Source organism: Blastococcus haudaquaticus (genome assembly GCF_900230285.1).
GTDB lineage: Bacteria > Actinomycetota > Actinomycetes > Mycobacteriales > Geodermatophilaceae > Blastococcus_B > Blastococcus_B haudaquaticus.
This window is the reverse complement of sequence record NZ_OCNK01000001.1, coordinates 121,913-138,067: the sequence shown is the minus strand read 5'-3', so window position 1 is coordinate 138,067 and position 16,155 is coordinate 121,913. Positions and strand designations below refer to the sequence as shown.

11 protein-coding genes are annotated in these 16,155 nt (G+C 74.1%); 7 read left to right on the top strand and 4 right to left on the bottom strand.

Annotated features, from left to right (window positions below; all coding sequences use genetic code 11):
• Window positions 1-8: 8 nt before the first annotated feature.
• The gene (locus CRP30_RS00705) at window positions 9-1,556 is read right to left on the bottom strand and encodes an HNH endonuclease signature motif containing protein (RefSeq protein WP_099459137.1); all 1,548 of its coding nucleotides are present in this window, start codon (window positions 1,554-1,556) and stop codon (window positions 9-11) included.
• 51 nt (window positions 1,557-1,607) lie between these two features.
• Window positions 1,608-2,771 (bottom strand): PQQ-dependent sugar dehydrogenase, encoded by a 1,164-nt coding sequence (locus CRP30_RS00700; protein WP_097182061.1) that lies wholly within the window; start codon window positions 2,769-2,771, stop codon window positions 1,608-1,610.
• A 42-nt stretch (window positions 2,772-2,813) separates the two neighbouring features.
• Between CRP30_RS00700 and CRP30_RS00695 the strand changes: the two genes are divergently transcribed.
• Window positions 2,814-3,761 carry a 2-hydroxyacid dehydrogenase gene (locus CRP30_RS00695; RefSeq protein WP_200814488.1) on the top strand — a complete coding sequence of 316 codons (948 nt, stop codon included), beginning with the start codon at window positions 2,814-2,816 and terminating at the stop codon, window positions 3,759-3,761.
• 4 nt (window positions 3,762-3,765) lie between these two features.
• Here the strand turns inward: CRP30_RS00695 and CRP30_RS00690 are convergent, their stop codons facing one another.
• Complete coding sequence (locus CRP30_RS00690) at window positions 3,766-4,143, bottom strand: PH domain-containing protein (protein ID WP_235003085.1); 378 nt, start codon at window positions 4,141-4,143, stop codon at window positions 3,766-3,768.
• A 23-nt stretch (window positions 4,144-4,166) separates the two neighbouring features.
• The gene (locus CRP30_RS00685) at window positions 4,167-4,988 is read right to left on the bottom strand and encodes a helix-turn-helix transcriptional regulator (protein WP_097182059.1); all 822 of its coding nucleotides are present in this window, start codon (window positions 4,986-4,988) and stop codon (window positions 4,167-4,169) included.
• An 86-nt stretch (window positions 4,989-5,074) separates the two neighbouring features.
• Here CRP30_RS00685 and ilvD point away from each other — a divergent pair, with 86 nt between their 5' ends.
• The 6 genes from ilvD to ilvC all read left to right on the top strand — a co-directional run bounded on the left by ilvD (window position 5,075) and on the right by ilvC (window position 16,068).
• Entirely contained in the window at window positions 5,075-6,784 is a 1,710-nt protein-coding gene (gene ilvD, locus CRP30_RS00680; protein ID WP_097182058.1) for a dihydroxy-acid dehydratase, read from the top strand.
• Window positions 6,785-6,901: 117 nt separating this feature from the next.
• Window positions 6,902-9,544: a putative bifunctional diguanylate cyclase/phosphodiesterase gene (locus tag CRP30_RS00675; RefSeq protein ID WP_097182057.1), complete on the top strand. Its 2,643-nt coding sequence runs from the start codon at window positions 6,902-6,904 to the stop codon at window positions 9,542-9,544.
• On the top strand, window positions 9,541-12,285 hold the full coding sequence (locus CRP30_RS00670; RefSeq protein WP_097182056.1) for a putative bifunctional diguanylate cyclase/phosphodiesterase: 2,745 nt from the start codon (window positions 9,541-9,543) through the stop codon (window positions 12,283-12,285). Before CRP30_RS00675 ends, CRP30_RS00670 begins: the two co-directional genes overlap by 4 nt.
• A gap of 186 nt (window positions 12,286-12,471) precedes the next feature.
• A complete protein-coding gene (locus CRP30_RS00665; protein ID WP_097182055.1) occupies window positions 12,472-14,370 on the top strand; it encodes an acetolactate synthase large subunit in 1,899 nt (632 codons plus the stop codon).
• 96 nt (window positions 14,371-14,466) lie between these two features.
• On the top strand, window positions 14,467-14,994 hold the full coding sequence (gene ilvN, locus CRP30_RS00660) for an acetolactate synthase small subunit (RefSeq protein ID WP_097182054.1): 528 nt from the start codon (window positions 14,467-14,469) through the stop codon (window positions 14,992-14,994).
• Between the two features lie 45 nt (window positions 14,995-15,039).
• A complete protein-coding gene (ilvC, locus tag CRP30_RS00655) occupies window positions 15,040-16,068 on the top strand; it encodes a ketol-acid reductoisomerase (protein ID WP_097182053.1) in 1,029 nt (342 codons plus the stop codon).
• Window positions 16,069-16,155: the final 87 nt, after the last annotated feature.

Here is a 16,155-nt window from a genome sequence, read left to right as displayed (position 1 = left end):
GGCGTCCCTCAGAAGGGCGCCGGTTCGTTCTCGGGCTGTGCTGCGCGGGCGGTTTCGTCGTCGTAGCCGGGTGGTCGGGTGATGCGGGTGACGCCGCTGGGTGTGGTGACGGTGAGGACGCCGTCGTCGGTCATGGTGAAGGTCCAGCCGGGGGCGTGGGTCTTGAGTCGGTGGTGGCGGCGGCACAGGCAGCAGAGGTTCTCGCAGTCGGTGGCGCCGCCGTCGGCGTGGGCGAGGGTGTGGTCGAGGTCGGCCCAGCCGGCGGTGTTGCGGCAGCCGGGATGCCGGCAGGTGCGGTCGCGGGTGGTGACGAAGCGGCGCAGGGCGGCGCTGGGCCGGTAGCGGTCGACCGGCGGTGGCCGGTCCAGCACCGGGCAGCCGCAGTTCTCATGGGCGTCGCTGTCGGGGTGGCGTGCGCAGCCGCGGCGGGCCAGGCGTTCGAGTTCGGCCCGGGCGACGACGGCGCGCAGGGCGCCGGTGACCGGGTCGGTGAGGGCCAGGTGCAGGGTGCCGCCGGCCGGGGCCTGCAGCCCGCCGGGGCACAGCGCGTCGAGCTCTTCGAGCAGGGAGCGCAGGTGGGCGGCGGTGATCGGCTCCCCGCCCAGCTCCGCCGTGGGCGCCGAGGCGGGGTCCCGGAGGGCGCCCAGGGGTGCCAGGACGGTGAGGTGGGCGGTGACCGGTGGCCGGCTGGTGTCCCAGGGGCGGGTGACCAGGTCGTAGAGCACCCCGACCCGCAGCTGCCCGATGCCGTGCGAGTCGCCGTCGGCTTTGGCCATACGTGCGTAGCCGTCCAGGGTGCGGCTGATGGTGTCCGCCATGTCCTGGGGCAGGAACACCGACAGCTGCGCCATCCCGTCGCGCATCGGCCGGACGGTGACGTCGGCGGCGCGGGCGGCCTGCTCCCGCCGCCGGTCGGCCGCCGCCGGGTCGTGGCGCAGCAGTTCGGCGCGCACCGCGGCCTGCAGCCGGCGGATGGACAGCTCCCGCGCCCCGGGCAGCACCGCCGCCTCGACCGCGGCAAGGATCTGCGGCTCCAGATCACGGGAGGGTTCCAGCAGCTCGGCGGCCAGCGCCATGCCGCGCGGCCGGTCCAGCTGGCCGTCGGCCATCGCCGCCCACGTGCCGGACAGCTTCTCGACCAGCAGCACCGATAGGTCGGCCTGCCTGGTCGCCGCGGTCCGCGAGCAGCAGGAGATCATCGCCAGCTCGTCAGCGAAGAACTCACTCACCCCGGGTGCTGCTTCCCGACCGGGGCCGGGCAGCCAGCCCGGTGACGCCGCACCGGGCTCACCGATCTGCCGATCCCGGGAGTCCGGCCGCCGCCCGGCCAGCTCCGCGACCAACTCGGCCCGGTAGGCGGCCAGCCGGGCCTCCACCTGATCGATCCGCTGCAGCTCCACGGCGATCTCGGCGTCGGTGCGCGCGGCGACCGGCAGCAGCTCACCCAGCCGCGTCGGCCGCTCGACCACCCCGGGTGGCAGGACCGACGGCGGCCACGGCGACTCGTCGAGGGTGTTGACCGTCACCCCGACGCCGAACCCACCGCCCTCGAACACATGAGCGACGATACGGACGGGGTCCGACAGTTTCCGACGTGCGGCCGCAGGTCAGAGCGGAGAGTTGCCGGCCGCGGACGGCGGGAGGATCCGGAGTACGCGGTCGTCGTCCTCGGCCGGCGTCCCGATGCCGTCGCGGTTCGACGTGGTGATCCACAGCGCGCCCTCGGCGTCGATGACGACGGTCCGCAGCCGGCCGTACTCGCCGCCCAGGAACTCCTCGGGCTCGCCGACGACGGCCCCGGTGCCGTCCAGGGTGAAGGCGTGCACCCGCTGGCCGTCCAGTGCGCCGAGGAAGATCGCACTGCCCGCGGCGGCGCACCCGCCGAGGCCACCCTCCTCGGCCGGCACCTCGACCAGGGGAGCCACCGTGCCGTAGTCGGCCCCCTCGGTCACCCGGTCCAGCGCATCCGGGCCCTCGGCCGCGTCGTCGGTGGCGTAGAGGGTGGCGGTCGGCTCCTCGGGGTCGGGGACCACCGACTGGCACAGCGCCGTGACGTCGCGGTGGCCGAGGCTGTGCACCGGGCCGGCGCCGACCGGCCGGCCGAACACGTCGATCTGCAGGACCTTGCCGGCGAGCGAGTTCGGGTCCGCTGCGAGGGCCGGGTCGCCGACGTCGCCCGTACCCACGAACAGGTTGCCCTCGAGCCCGAACACCAGCCCGCCGCCGTTGTGCCGTTCACCGCGGGGGATGCCGGTCAGCACCGGGTTGGGGGTGCCGCCGAGCGGGAAGCGCACCACCCGGTTGTCCGTCGCCGTGGAGACGTAGGCGTAGAGCAGGCCGTCCTCGACGTAGGTCGGCGACAGCGCCAGGCCCAGCAGCCCGCCGTCGCCGGCGGTGTCGATGCCCGGCACCGTCATGAGCTCGCGGGCGGGGGAGCGGTCGGGGAACACCTGCACCAGCCGGCCGGTGTCCCGCTCACCGACGATCGCGCTGCCGTCGGGCAGGAGCACCAGGCCGGTCGGGACGCTCAACCCGGAGGCCACGACGTTCGGGTCGCCGCCCTCCTCGCCGGCTCCGGGCTGCGCGGGCTCACCGGGGACCGGGGCACTCGACGACGGCGGGCCCACCTCCGGCGGCGCACCCTCCGGGAGCGGCCGGAACGGCCCGTCGGGTTCGTACCCGTCGCTGCCGCACGCGGTCAGCACGGCGGCGGCCAGCGTCACGGCGAGCAGCCGTGAGGTCCTGCGCGCCGGCCGTCGTCCCACCCGCATCACAGTACGTGCGCCCGCGCCGTCGCCGCCTAGAGTCCGGGCGTGCCGAAGGTGCCCCTGGAACCGGACGAGACCCTGCACGTGCTCGTGCCCTCCCGCGCGCTGGGGGCCGCCGTCGAGGCGCTGTCCCCCCGCGTCCGGGCGCACCGCATCGATCCGGCGGAGGCCGCACCCACCGCGGAGGCGGCGCTCGCCCAGGTCTGGGTCCCGCGGTCCAGCGGCGCGGACCTGCCGGGCCCGGAGTTCTTCGAGGCGCTGCCGCAGCTGCGCCTGGTCCAGTTGCTCAGCGCCGGGGCGGAGCGGTTCGTCGACCGGCTGCCCGAGCACCTGCTCCTCTGCAACGCACGCGGCGCGCACACGCCGTCGACGGCGGAATGGGCGGTGACGGCGACCCTCGCCGCCCAGCGCGGGATCCCCTTCTTCGTGCGCGAGCAGGACGCCGGGCGGTGGTCGCCGACGACCCACCGCTCCCTCGTCGGCGCCCGCGTCCTCGTCGTCGGCGCGGGCGACATCGGCCGCACGATCGGACGGATGCTGTCCGGCTTCGACGTCGAGCCCACCTACGTCGCCCGGACCGCGCGGGAGGGCGTGCACGGCATGGACGAGCTGCCCGACCTGCTCCCGGACGCCGACGTCGTCGTCCTCATCGTGCCGGTGACACCGGAGACCACGGGCATGGTCGACGCGGCCTTCCTGGCCGCCATGCCCGACGGCGCCCTCCTGGTCAACGCGGCCCGCGGGGTGGTCGTCGACACCGACGCCCTGCTCGCCGAGCTGTCGAGCGGCCGGTTGCGTGCCGCGCTCGACGTCACCGACCCCGAGCCGCTGCCGCCGGGGCACCCGCTGTGGTCGGCGCCCGGCCTGCTGCTCACCCCGCACGTGGGCGGGGCGGTGCCCGACACGAACGCCCGCGCGGCCGCCGCGGTGACCGACCAGCTGTCGCGGGTGCTGGCCGGCGAGCCGCTGGTCAACGTCGTCGACCGGTACTGAGCCGTCAGGCCGGGGGCGGCGGGACCTCGATCCGCCCGCCGGAGAGGGCGGCCAGCTGCGGGAGGTCGCGCGCCCGCATGACCGGCAGCTTGAGCTCGGTGCCGGCGGTGGTGACCAGCCACAGGTCGCCGCGCTGCGCGACGCGGATCCCCGCGACCGACGTCCACGGCACCCGTCGCTGACCGAACGCGGCCCGGATCGTCAGGCCGTCGTCGGAGACGTCGACGCCGACCCGGAGCACCCACAGCGCGACGACCAGGGGGATCAGCAGCAGTACGGGGGTCCACGGCGCGGAGAAGGCCAGCGGGATGACGCACAGCGCCAGCAGACCGACGGGGAACAGCGCGGTCCGGCTCATCCGCAGGCGGGCGGGGGAGTCCACGACTTCCGATCCTCCCAGACCGCTCATCCCGTGAGCCGGGCCAGCTTCTCGGCGGCGTCCGTGCCGACGGCGGCGGTGTAGACCACCAGCTGGAGGCCGGGGGCGTCCGAGGGGGTGACCTGGTGGTGCTCCAGCACGAGCGTGCCGACGACCGCGTGCTCGAAGCGCCGTTCCGTCGAGCTGAACCGGTCGACGTCATGGCTCGCCCAGCCCTCGCGGAAGGAGGGACTGGCGGCCTGCAGCCGCGTGACCAGGTCGACCACCTCCGGATCGCCGAGCCGTGGGCCGGCCTCGGCGCGGAACTGGGTGAGGAAACGCCGGCTGTCGCCGGCCCAGTCGCCCAGCAGCGTGCGGACGGCGGGATCGGTGAAGACCACCCACAGCAGGTTCCGGTCGGCGGCCGGCAGCGCGGCCACCCCCGGGTAGAGCCGCTCGTAGGCCCGGTTCCAGCCCACGATGGACCAGCTCGAGGTGATCGCGTACGCGGGGGAGGAGCCGAGGGCATCCATCAGCCGCTGCAGGTGGGCCGGCACCCCGTCGAACGCTCCGGAGGTCTGCGCGCCGCCGTGACCGGAGAGCCGCAGCAGGTACTCGTGCTCGGCGGTGGACAGGTGCAGCGTGCGGGCGAGGGCGTCCATCACCTGGCGCGAGGGGCGGATGTCGCGCCCCTGCTCGAGCCACGTGTACCAGGTGTGGCTCACCCCGGCGAGCAGCGCGACCTCCTCCCGGCGCAGACCCGGTGTCCGGCGGCTCCCACCCGCGGGCAGGCCGACCGCAGCCGGGGACAGCTGACGGCGCCGGGAACCGAGGAACTCGGCGAGCTCACGCCGGGTGCTGGCGGTCATGCGACCTCCTCAGGTCGGTGGTGGTACCAGTACTAGCATCAACGCCGTCTCGGAGTAAGCCGCCGGGCGGCCTAGCATCGGCGCTCGTGACGACCACCGAGGACCGCCCCGCAGGCAGCGAGACCGCCAACCTCAAGCCGCGCAGCTTCGAGGTGACCGACGGGGACGCCAAGGCCCCCGCCCGCGCCATGCTCCGCGCGGTGGGCATGGGCGATGACGACTTCGCCAAGCCGCAGATCGGCGTCGCGTCGTCCTGGAACGAGATCACCCCCTGCAACCTCTCCCTGGACCGGCTCGCCAAGCGCGCCAAGGACGGCGTCCGCGCCGCCGGCGGCTTCCCGCTCGAGTTCGGCACGATCTCGGTCTCCGACGGCATCTCCATGGGACACGAGGGCATGCGCGCCTCACTGGTCTCCCGCGAGGTCATCGCCGACTCGGTCGAGACGGTCATGTTCGCCGAGCGGCTGGACGGCTCGGTGCTGCTGGCCGGCTGCGACAAGTCGCTGCCCGGCATGCTCATGGCCGCCGCGCGCCTCGACCTCGCCAGCGTCTTCCTGTACTCGGGCTCGACGATGCCCGGCAAGCTCGGGGACCGCGACCTCACGATCATCGACGTCTTCGAGGCCGTCGGGGCGTGCGCGCGCGGGCTCATCTCCCGTGACGAGCTGACCGCGATCGAGAAGGCGGCCTGCCCCGGTCAGGGTTCCTGCGGCGGCATGTACACCGCCAACACCATGGCCAGCGTCGCCGAGGCCCTGGGCATGGCCCTGCCCGGAAGTGCCGCTCCGCCGGCCCCCGACAGCCGCCGCGACGCGTTCGCCGTCGCCTCGGGGGAGGCGGTCGTGAACCTGCTCCGGAAGGGCATCACCGCGCGCCAGATCATGACGCGGGAGGCGTTCGAGAACGCGATCACCGTCGTCATGGCGCTGGGCGGCTCCACCAACGCCGTCCTGCACCTCATGGCGATCGCGCACGAAGCACAGGTGGACCTCGAGCTCGAGGACTTCAACCGGATCGGCGACCGCACTCCGCTCCTCGCCGACGTGAAGCCGTTCGGCCGCTTCGTGATGACCGACGTCGACCGCATCGGCGGCGTCCCGGTGGTGCTGCGCGCGCTGCTCGACGCCGGGCTCCTGCACGGCGACGTCCTCACCGTGACCGGGAAGACGATGGCGGAGAACCTCGCCGAAATCGCCCCGCCGGACCCCGACGGCGCGATCATCCACGCGATGAGCGACCCGATCCACAAGACCGGCGGGCTCTCGGTGCTGCGCGGCTCGCTCTCTCCCGAGGGGGCCGTGGTGAAGTCGGCCGGCTTCGACACCGAGGTCTTCGAGGGCACCGCCCGCGTCTTCGACGGCGAGCAGGGCGCGATGGACGCCGTCACCGAGGGCACCCTGAAGCCGGGCGACGTCGTCGTCATCCGGTACGAGGGCCCGAGGGGCGGACCCGGGATGCGCGAGATGCTCGCCGTCACCGGCGCGATCAAGGGTGCCGGTCTCGGCAAGGACGTCCTGCTGCTCACCGACGGCCGGTTCTCCGGCGGCACGACGGGTCTCTGCATCGGGCACGTGGCGCCCGAGGCCACCGACGGCGGCCCGATCGCCTTCGTGCGCGACGGCGACCCCATCCGGCTGGACCTGGCCGCCCGCACCCTCGACCTGCTCGTCGACGACGAGGAGCTGGCCCGGCGCCGGGAGGGCTGGAGCCCGCTCCCGCCCCGCTACACGACCGGTGTCCTGGGCAAGTACGCCAAGCTCGTGGGCTCGGCCGCGCAGGGGGCGATCTGCGGCTGAGCAAGGACCCCTCGCCCCCCCACTCGCGGCGGGGCCGTGCGAGGGAGCCTTAACCCCGACGGGTGAGGTCGCCACGCGCCGGCTCGTCTCCGTTCCCGGGGGTGCCGAGAGAACGGTGTGGACTCCCGTCGATGGTGGCTGCTCGCCGCCGCGGTCCCGGTCGCCCTCGGGTGCCTGGTGGCCGCGGTGGAGCCTGCCCTGCGCGCTGTCGGCGAGGTCGCCGTCGTGGCCGCCGGTCTGATGGCCTCCGCGGTCCTGTGGACCTCCGCGTCACGGACCGCCCGCCCACGCGCCTGGCGGCTCTTCGCCGTCGCGCCGCTGCTCCCCGCCACCGGTGCGCTGGTCGCCCTGGTGGCCGCCCCCGTCGAGCCGGTACAGCTCGCGGTCTACCGCTGGCTCCCCACGGTGCCCGGATACGTCATCGCGATCATCGCGATCCTCAGCCTCGTCGACTGCCGGCGACTGCGCGTGCGCCCCCGGGTCGCCGTGGAGGTCGCCCTCTTCCTCTTCGCGTCGCTGATCATGGTCAGCCTGCTCGTCGTGGGTCCGGCCGGTCGCTGGGCGGAGCTCGCCATGGACGAACGGGTGGTCCTGGGCGCCGCCGTGGTCACCACGTCCGCCACCATGGCGGCCGCGCTCACCGCGCTCGGCCTCGCCGAGCCGAGCCGCCGCCGCATGGTCGTCGTCCTCCTCGCCGGCACCGCCCTGCTCACCGCCGGCCGGGGCCTGGGCACGTCGGCGATGCTGTCCGGCGCGTCGGTGCCGCTGATCGCCGCTCGCTTCTCGGTCTCCACCGGCCTGTTCCTGCTGGCCCTCGCGGTCCTGCTGGACACCCGGCAGGTCGGTGCGGACTCCGCTGGACAGGGGCGGTGGTCGTTCGACCTCGCGCAGGTCCTCCCGCACCTCGCGCTGCTGTCCGCCGTGGCCACCGTCGGCGGGGTCGCCCTGACCGGCGGCCGGCCGACGGAGGGCATGATCGTCGGGCTGTTCTTCTGCGTCGTGCTGACCGCGGTGCACCGGTGGCTGACCGCCCGCGAGGAGCAGCAGCTCGCCGCCCGCCTGCGGCGCAGCGAGGCCTACTTCCGCTCCGTGGTGCGGTCCGCGGGGGACGCCGTCGTCGTGCTCGACGACGCCCTGCGGATCAGCTGGGCCTCCCCGGCACTGGATCGCGCCCTCGGGGACGCAGCGGGCTCGCTCGTCGGCACGGAGCTGCTCACCGCGGTGCACCCCGACGACGTCCCCGGGCTGAGGGCGGCGCTGCCCGTCGACGGCGGAGCACCTGTCCCCGTCCCCGCGGGCAGCGGCCTGCTCACCCTCCGGCTGCCCGACGGCGCGGGGGAGTGGCACTACCTCGAGGCAGGGGTGTCCGACCTGCGCCGGGACGCCGACGTCGGCGCGGTGGTGCTGCACTGCCGCGACATGACCGAGCGGCACGCCCGCGAGCAGGCACTCCAGGCGATCGCCTACACCGACCCGATGACGGGGCTGCCCAACAACGCCGGGATCCTCCGCGCCCTCCAGGGCGAGGTCTCCGGGTCCCCGGGGGAGCCGGCGACGCTGCTCCTGATCGAGCTGATCGGCCTGAACGCCGCGCGCGACAACGCCGGCCGGGAGACCGTCAGCAGCGCCGTGGCCGAGGTCGGCCGGCGCCTGCGCGCGACGGTGCGCGGCGAGGACACCGTGGCCCGGATGGGCGGCGGAGCCTTCGCCGTCCTGGCCCACGGCGACGACGGCGACGCCGACCGGCTGGCCCACCGCTGCCTCGCCGTCGTCGAGCAGCCGATCGCGACCTCCGCGGGGATCCTCGAGCTGACCGCCGCGGTCGGACTCGCCGGGATGGACCCCGGAGCTGGCGTGGACGTCGTCCTCGAGCGCGCCGACCTCGCCGTACGGGCCGCCCACGAGGCCGGCCCCGGTTCCGCCCGCCGCTACGACGCGGCCCTCGGGGACGCCGCCGCACGGCGGACCCGGCTCCGCCACGACCTGCAGGGTGCCGCCGCCAGGGGTGAGCTGTTCCTGGTCTTCCAGCCGACCGTCTCCCTCGAGGAGCAGCGCGTCACGGGCGTCGAGGCCCAGCTGCGCTGGCGGCACGGCACCCTCGGGGAGATCTCCCCGTCGGAGTTCGCGCCCGTCGCCGAGCGGGCCGGTCTGATCGGTGAGCTCGTGCGCTGGTCGCTGGAGGCGGCCGCCGTCGCCGCCGTCGGGATGCCGGAATGCGGCAAGCCCCTCCAGCTCGGCATCAAGGTCCCGGCCGGCTACCTGGCCGGCGGCAGCGTGGTCACCGACGTCGAGGCGGCGCTGCTGCGCTCCGGCCTGGCGCCGGAGCGGCTGGTGCTGGAGATCGACGCCCCGGCCGTGATGTCCGACGGGGAGCGACTGGGCCAGGACGTCGCCAGCCTCCGGCTCATGGGCGTGCACGTGGCCCTGTACGGCTTCGGCAGCGGCTCGTCCGCCCTGGCGAACCTCACGCGCCTGCCCATCGACATCGTCAAGCTCGACCGCTCGCTGATCACCCGTATCGACCGCGATCCGCAGAGCCGCGCGCTGTGCGAGTCCGTGATCGGCATCGGCCGGGCGCTGGGGCTCCACACCGTCGCCGAGGGCGTGGAGACCGCGGCCCAACTGGCCGCGCTCACCGCTTTCGGCTGCGGCTTCGCCCAGGGGTTCGTGATCGCCCGTCCCGCGCCGCTCACGCAGTTCGTCGAGTCGCTCGCCGACGGGGACGGCGTGCTGCTGCCCGGGTCGGCCGGCACCCGGTGAGCCGTCCCGGGACGGGGGATCCCCGGACACCCACGTGGCCGTGGGCCGCGGTCGCCGGCTGGCTCGCCGCGGTGGCCGCCGCACTGGTCGTGCAGCTGCTCACCCACCCGGCCGCGAATGCGCGCAGCGCCCCGGCTGTCCTGGCGGTCGTCACCTTCGTCGTCGGCGCTCTCGTCCTGCGGCACAGCCGGGGCCTGGACCCGCAGGTCGCCGGCATCTGGCGGGCCTTCGCCGCCATCGCCGGGCTCCTCGGGCTCGGCCACCTCGCCCGGGCCATCGCCGGCGTCGGCGTCAACCCGACGGCAGCGGGGCTCTCGGACCTCCCGCTGGTCGCCACGGGCCCGATCGCCGTCCTCCTGTGCGTGCGCCTCGTGCGCTCGGCGGGCGGGCGGCTGCGCGTCCAGGTCGTCCTGGACGCCGCGGTCGCGCTGATCTCCCTGGGGCTCCTTCTCGGTCTCCTGGTGCCGCTGGCGAGCGGCCCCGGAAGGGACCCCCTGCTCACGCTGGGCTACCCGGCGATCAGCGGGGTCCTGGTCGCCGCCGGGCTGGTCACCTTCTCGGGGGTCTCCGCCCCGCGCCGGCCCGCCGCCGCCTGGTTGCTGATCGCGTTCGCCTCGCTGGCGGTCACGATGGCCAGCGGCGCCTTCGCGGTCGGCAGTCCGTCCGCGGTTCTCGACGCGGTGACATCGACCGCCTACCTGGCCATGGTCGCCGCGGTGACGCGTGCGCTGGCCGACGACCCCGGGCCGCGGGCCCGCACGGACGAGCCGACGGTGGGGGTGCCCCTGGCCGGCATCGTCGTCAGCTACTGCCTCGGCTCGGGGGTGCTCCTGCTGCTCCTCGGCGGGCTGGCCGCCGGGCGCCCGATCGGCCCCGCCGAGGCGGTCACGGTCGCCGTCCTGACCGCCCTGACGCTGCTGCGGACGCTGGTCTGGGTTGCCGACGGCGCCCGCCTGACCCGGCAGGTGCTGCGCACCGAGGCCTACTTCCGCACGCTGGTGCACCGGTCGGCCGACCTGACCGTGGTGCTCGACGCCCGTGGCCAGGTCACGTGGGCCTCCGCGGGGACCTCGACGGCGTCGTCCTGGCCGGTCCGGGACCTCGAGGGCCGGGTCCTGCGCGACCTGGTCCACGACGACGACCGCTACGAGCTGCACCGTGCGCTCGACCCGGACGCCGGCGGCGACGACCGGGACCCGGTGTTCCGGCTGATCGGCCGCGACGGGTCCTGGCGCGAGTTCGAGACCGTCCGGACCGCATCGTCCGCGGGCCTGCCCGGTGGCGCCGGGCCCGGGCAGCGGAGCCGCGACGGCGTGGTGCTGCACCTGCGCGACGTCGCCGGCCGGCGCAGCACCGAGCGCGAGCTGGAGCGGCTGGCCTACACCGACTACCTGACGGGGCTGCCCAACCGGGCCCGCCTGATGGCCGCCCTGGCCGCGGCCCGCACGCGGGCGGCGAAGGGACAGCCCGCCAGCTTCCTGCTCCTGGACCTCGACGGCTTCAAGCCGGTCAACGACATCGCCGGGCACGAGGCCGGCGACCACCTGCTCATCCAGGTCGCCGAGCGGCTGCGGGCGACCGTGCGCGACGGGGACCTGGTCGGCCGCCTCGGCGGCGACGAGTTCGCCGTCCTGGTCGACGACGGCATCGAGGAGGCGACGGCGCTCGCCGAGCGGATCGTCGCCGATCTGCGCACGGTGCGCCCGGTCGCCGACGGCGGGACCGCGGGGGCCGTCGCCGCCGGGGTCGTCTTCGAGATCTCGGGCAGCATCGGCGTCACCGAGCTCGACCCGGCCGACGACATCTCCACGACGATCCGGCGCGCGGACCTGGCCCTGCGGGCTGCCAAGGGCGCGGGGAAGAGCTGCGTCCGGACGGCGGGGCACGCCATCGACAGCGCCCTGGGCCGGCGCACCCGCCTCGCCCGCGACCTCGCGGCCGCGATCGAGCTGGAGCAGTTCCGCATGGTCTACCAGCCCGTGGCCGGCATCGAGGAGCGCCGCATCCTGGGCCTGGAGGCCCTGGTCCGCTGGGACCACCCGGTGCTCGGCACGGTGTCACCGGACGAGTTCATCGAGCTGGCCGAGGCCGACGGCCTCATCGTGCCGCTGCAGCAGTGGGTCCTGCGCACGGCGACGGCGGACTTCGCCGGTCTGCTCGCCGAGGACCGGGACCTCAAGCTTGGGATCAACATCTCCGTCCGCCACCTGCAGGCCGGGTGCCTGGCCCCCGACGTCGCCCAGGCCCTCGCCGAGTCGGGCGTCCCGCCGAACCGGCTGATGATCGAGGTGACCGAGTCGATCATGCTCGACGCGGAGGACCGGCTGCAGAGCGATCTGGCCACCCTCCGGGAGATGGGCTGCATCATCTCCCTTGACGACTTCGGCCGCGGCTACTCGTCGCTGGCCTACCTCGCCCGCCTGCCGGTCGACGTCCTGAAGATGGACCGCGAGTTCATCGGCCAGATCGAGACCGACCCGCGGGGGGCGGTGCTCGTGGCGGCGGTCGTCGACCTCGGTCGCACCCTCGGCATGGACGTCGTCGCCGAGGGGGTCGAGACCCCCGGACAGCTGCAGGCACTGCGGTCCATGCAGTGCCGGTTCGTCCAGGGATGGCTGATCGGCCGGCCGATGGCCATGGCGGACCTGCCCGCCTTCCTCGACGACTTCGACCCGGAGGTGTTCAGCTCCGGCCCGTTGGAAATGGACACCAGTGTCCACGTGGTGGGACGGGCTGGTTGACGACCGGCGCCGGTGAGGCGCACAGTGTGCAGGTGCCTCGCGCCTCCCTGATTCTCGTAGTCGCCTAGCGCGTCGGTCCTGCGACCGACGCGCTGACCCCTCCGTGCCTGTGGCACGAGGGGTTTTTTGTTGCCCGAGCTCGTTCCGCCCGCCCCACCCGCCTTGCAAGGCCAGGAGAACGCCGAGATGACCACCACCCCGAGCGAGCACGCGTCCCGGGACCACACCGCCCGCGATGCGGCCACCCGTGAGGCGGCCGCCGCCCTCACCGGTGTCGAGACGACGGCCCGTTCCATCGCCGAGGCCGCCGCCGAGCCGGCGACCGGCATCACCGGGGCGCAGAGCCTCGTCCGTTCGCTCGAGGCCGTCGGCGTCGAGGTCATCTTCGGCATCCCCGGCGGCGCGATCCTCCCGGCGTACGACCCGCTCTTCGACTCCCGGGTGCGGCACGTGCTCGTGCGCCACGAGCAGGGCGCGGGGCACGCCGCGACCGGCTACGCCCAGGCCACCGGCAAGGTCGGCGTCTGCATGGCGACCTCCGGCCCCGGGGCGACCAACCTGGTCACCCCGCTGGCGGACGCGCACATGGACTCGGTGCCCGTCGTCGCCATCACCGGGCAGGTGCCCAGCGCCGCGATCGGCACCGACGCCTTCCAGGAGGCCGACATCCGCGGCATCACGATGCCGGTGACGAAGCACAACTTCCTGGTCACCGACGCCCGCGAGATCCCGCAGCGCATCGCCGAGGCGTTCCACCTGGCCAGCACCGGCCGGCCCGGCCCGGTCCTCGTGGACATCCCCAAGGACGTGCTGCAGGCGACCACCGACTTCTCCTGGCCGCCGCGGCTGGACCTGCCCGGGTACAAGCCGACCACCCGGCCGCACGGCAAGCAGGTCCGCGAGGCGGCGGCGATGATCGCCGGCGCGCGCCGGCCGGTCCTCTACGTCGGCGGCGGGGTGCTCAAGGCCGGCGCCACCGACGAGCTGGCCGAGCTGGCCGAGCTGACCGGCGCACCGGTCGTGACCACCCTCATGGCCCGCGGCGCGTTCCCCGACAGCCACCCGCAGAACCTCGGCATGCCGGGCATGCACGGCAACGTCACCGCCGTCACCGCGCTGCAGAAGGCCGACCTGCTCGTCGCCCTCGGTGCGCGCTTCGACGACCGGGTGACCGGCGACCTCGCCAGCTTCGCTCCTGGCGCGCTCGTGGTGCACGCCGACATCGACCCCGCCGAGATCGGCAAGAACCGCAAGGCCGACGTCCCCATCGTGGGCGACGCCAAGGAGACCATCGCCCAGCTGGTCGAGATCCTCCGCAGCGAGCGCGGGGCGGGGGAGGCCCCCGACCTGAGCGCCTGGTGGGCACAGCTGGACGAGTGGCGTCGGCGCTACCCCCTGGGCTACGACTGGCCCGAGGACGGCTCGCTGTCCCCGCAGTACGTGATCGAGCGCCTCGGTGCCATCGCCGGGCCGGACGCGATCTACGCCGCGGGCGTCGGCCAGCACCAGATGTGGGCCGCGCAGTTCGTCAAGTACGAGAAGCCGGGCACCTGGCTCAACAGCGGCGGCCTGGGCACCATGGGCTACGCCGTGCCGGCGGCCATGGGTGCCAAGTACGGCCGTCCCGACACCACCGTCTGGGCGATCGACGGCGACGGCTGCTTCCAGATGACCAACCAGGAGCTCGCCACCTGCGCGATGGAGGGGATCCCGGTCAAGGTCGCCGTCATCAACAACGGCAACCTCGGCATGGTGCGGCAGTGGCAGACCCTCTTCTACGAGGGTCGCTACTCCAACACGAAGCTGCACGCCCGCAACGCCGACGGCACCCCGAAGGCGGTGCGCATCCCCGACTTCGTGCTGCTCGCCGAGGCGCTGGGCTGCGTGGGCCTGCGCTGCGAGAGCAAGGACGACGTCGACGCGGTCATCGAGAAGGCCATGTCGATCAACGACGCCCCGGTGGTCATCGACTTCGTCGTCGGTCACGACGCCCAGGTGTGGCCGATGGTGGCCGCGGGTGCCAGCAACGACGACATCCTGGCCGCGCGCGGTCTGCGACCGGTCTTCGGCGACGGACAGGTATAGCGGAAGGACCCCGTCCCCCTCACCCCTCGCTCCGCTCGGGGCGAGCCTCTGGACGGGGCCATCGGTCGTCCGCCCCCCTTGGAAGGAAACGTGCGCATGTCACGCCACACGCTCTCCGTGCTGGTCGAGAACAAGTCCGGTGTCCTGGCCCGCGTCTCGGCGCTGTTCAGCCGCCGCGGTTTCAACATCGAGTCGCTCGCCGTCGGGCCGACGGAGAACCCCGACCTGTCCCGGATGACGATCGTCGTCGACGCCGAGAGCCAGCCGCTCGAGCAGATCACCAAGCAGCTCAACAAGCTGATCGAGATCATCAAGATCGTCGAGCTGGACTCCGGGGCCGCGGTGCAGCGCGAGCTGCTGCTGGTCAAGGTGCGCGCGCCGCTGGCCGAGCGCACCCAGGTGCTCCAGACCGCCGAGCTGTTCCGCGCCCGGGTGGTCGACGTCAACCCCGACACCGTCACCCTCGAGGCGACCGGTACGCCGGACAAGCTGCAGGCGCTGCTCGCCGTCCTCGCCCCCCTGGGGATCAAGGAGATGGCGCAGTCCGGGACCGTGGCCCTGGGCCGGGGTCCTCGATCGATGTCGGGCGCCGGTACCTTGCGCCCCGTCGAGCGCTCCGCTTAACCCTCACCGCACTCGCACAGACCAACCGAAGGGAACAACCACAGCATGGCCGCCGAGATCTTCTACGACGACGACGCCGACCTCTCGATCATCCAGGGGCGCACCGTCGCCGTCCTCGGGTACGGCAGCCAGGGGCACGCGCACGCGCTGTCCCTGCGCGACTCCGGGGTCGACGTCCGCGTGGGCCTGCCCGAGGGCAGCAAGAGCCGGCCGAAGGCCGAGGCCGAGGGCCTGCGCGTCGTCACCCCCGCCGAGGCGGCCGCCGAGGCCGACCTGATCATGATCCTGGCGCCGGACCACGTGCAGCGGACCCTCTACGCCGAGTCGGTCGAGCCGAACCTGCAGGACGGCGACGCGCTGTTCTTCGGCCACGGCTTCAACATCCGCTTCGGCTACATCAAGCCCCCGGCCGGTGTGGACGTCGCGATGGTCGCCCCCAAGGGTCCCGGCCACCTGGTGCGCCGCGAGTTCTCCGACGGCAAGGGCGTGCCCTGCCTGGTCGCCGTGGAGCAGGACGCCAGCGGCTCCGCGCTGCAGCTCGCGCTCTCCTACGCCAAGGGGATCGGCGGCACCCGCGCCGGCGTCATCAAGACCACCTTCGCCGAGGAGACCGAGACCGACCTCTTCGGTGAGCAGGCCGTGCTCTGCGGTGGCGCCAGTGCGCTGATCACCGCCGGGTTCGAGACCCTCACCGAGGCCGGCTACCAGCCGGAGGTCGCGTACTTCGAGTGCCTGCACGAGCTCAAGCTGATCGTCGACCTCATGTACGAGGGCGGGATCGCCAAGCAGCGCTGGTCGGTGTCGGACACCGCCGAGTACGGCGACTACACCTCCGGTCCGAAGGTGATCGACGCCCGGGTCAAGGAGTCCATGGGCGAGGTCCTGGCCGCGATCAAGGACGGCTCGTGGGCCGCGGCCTTCATCGCCGACCAGGACGCCGGCGCGCCGGACTTCACGGCCAAGCGCGCGGCGGCCGAGGCGCACCCGATCGAGGAGACCGGCCGCAAGCTGCGCGGTCTTATGAGCTGGGTGTCCGCCTCGGACGACTACACGGGCACGGCCGCCCGCAGCTGACCCGAGACGCGACACGGCCCCCGCTGCGTGATGCAGCGGGGGCCGTGTCGCTTCAGGCCCCCTGCAGGGGCCCGCCGCGAGCTTGCG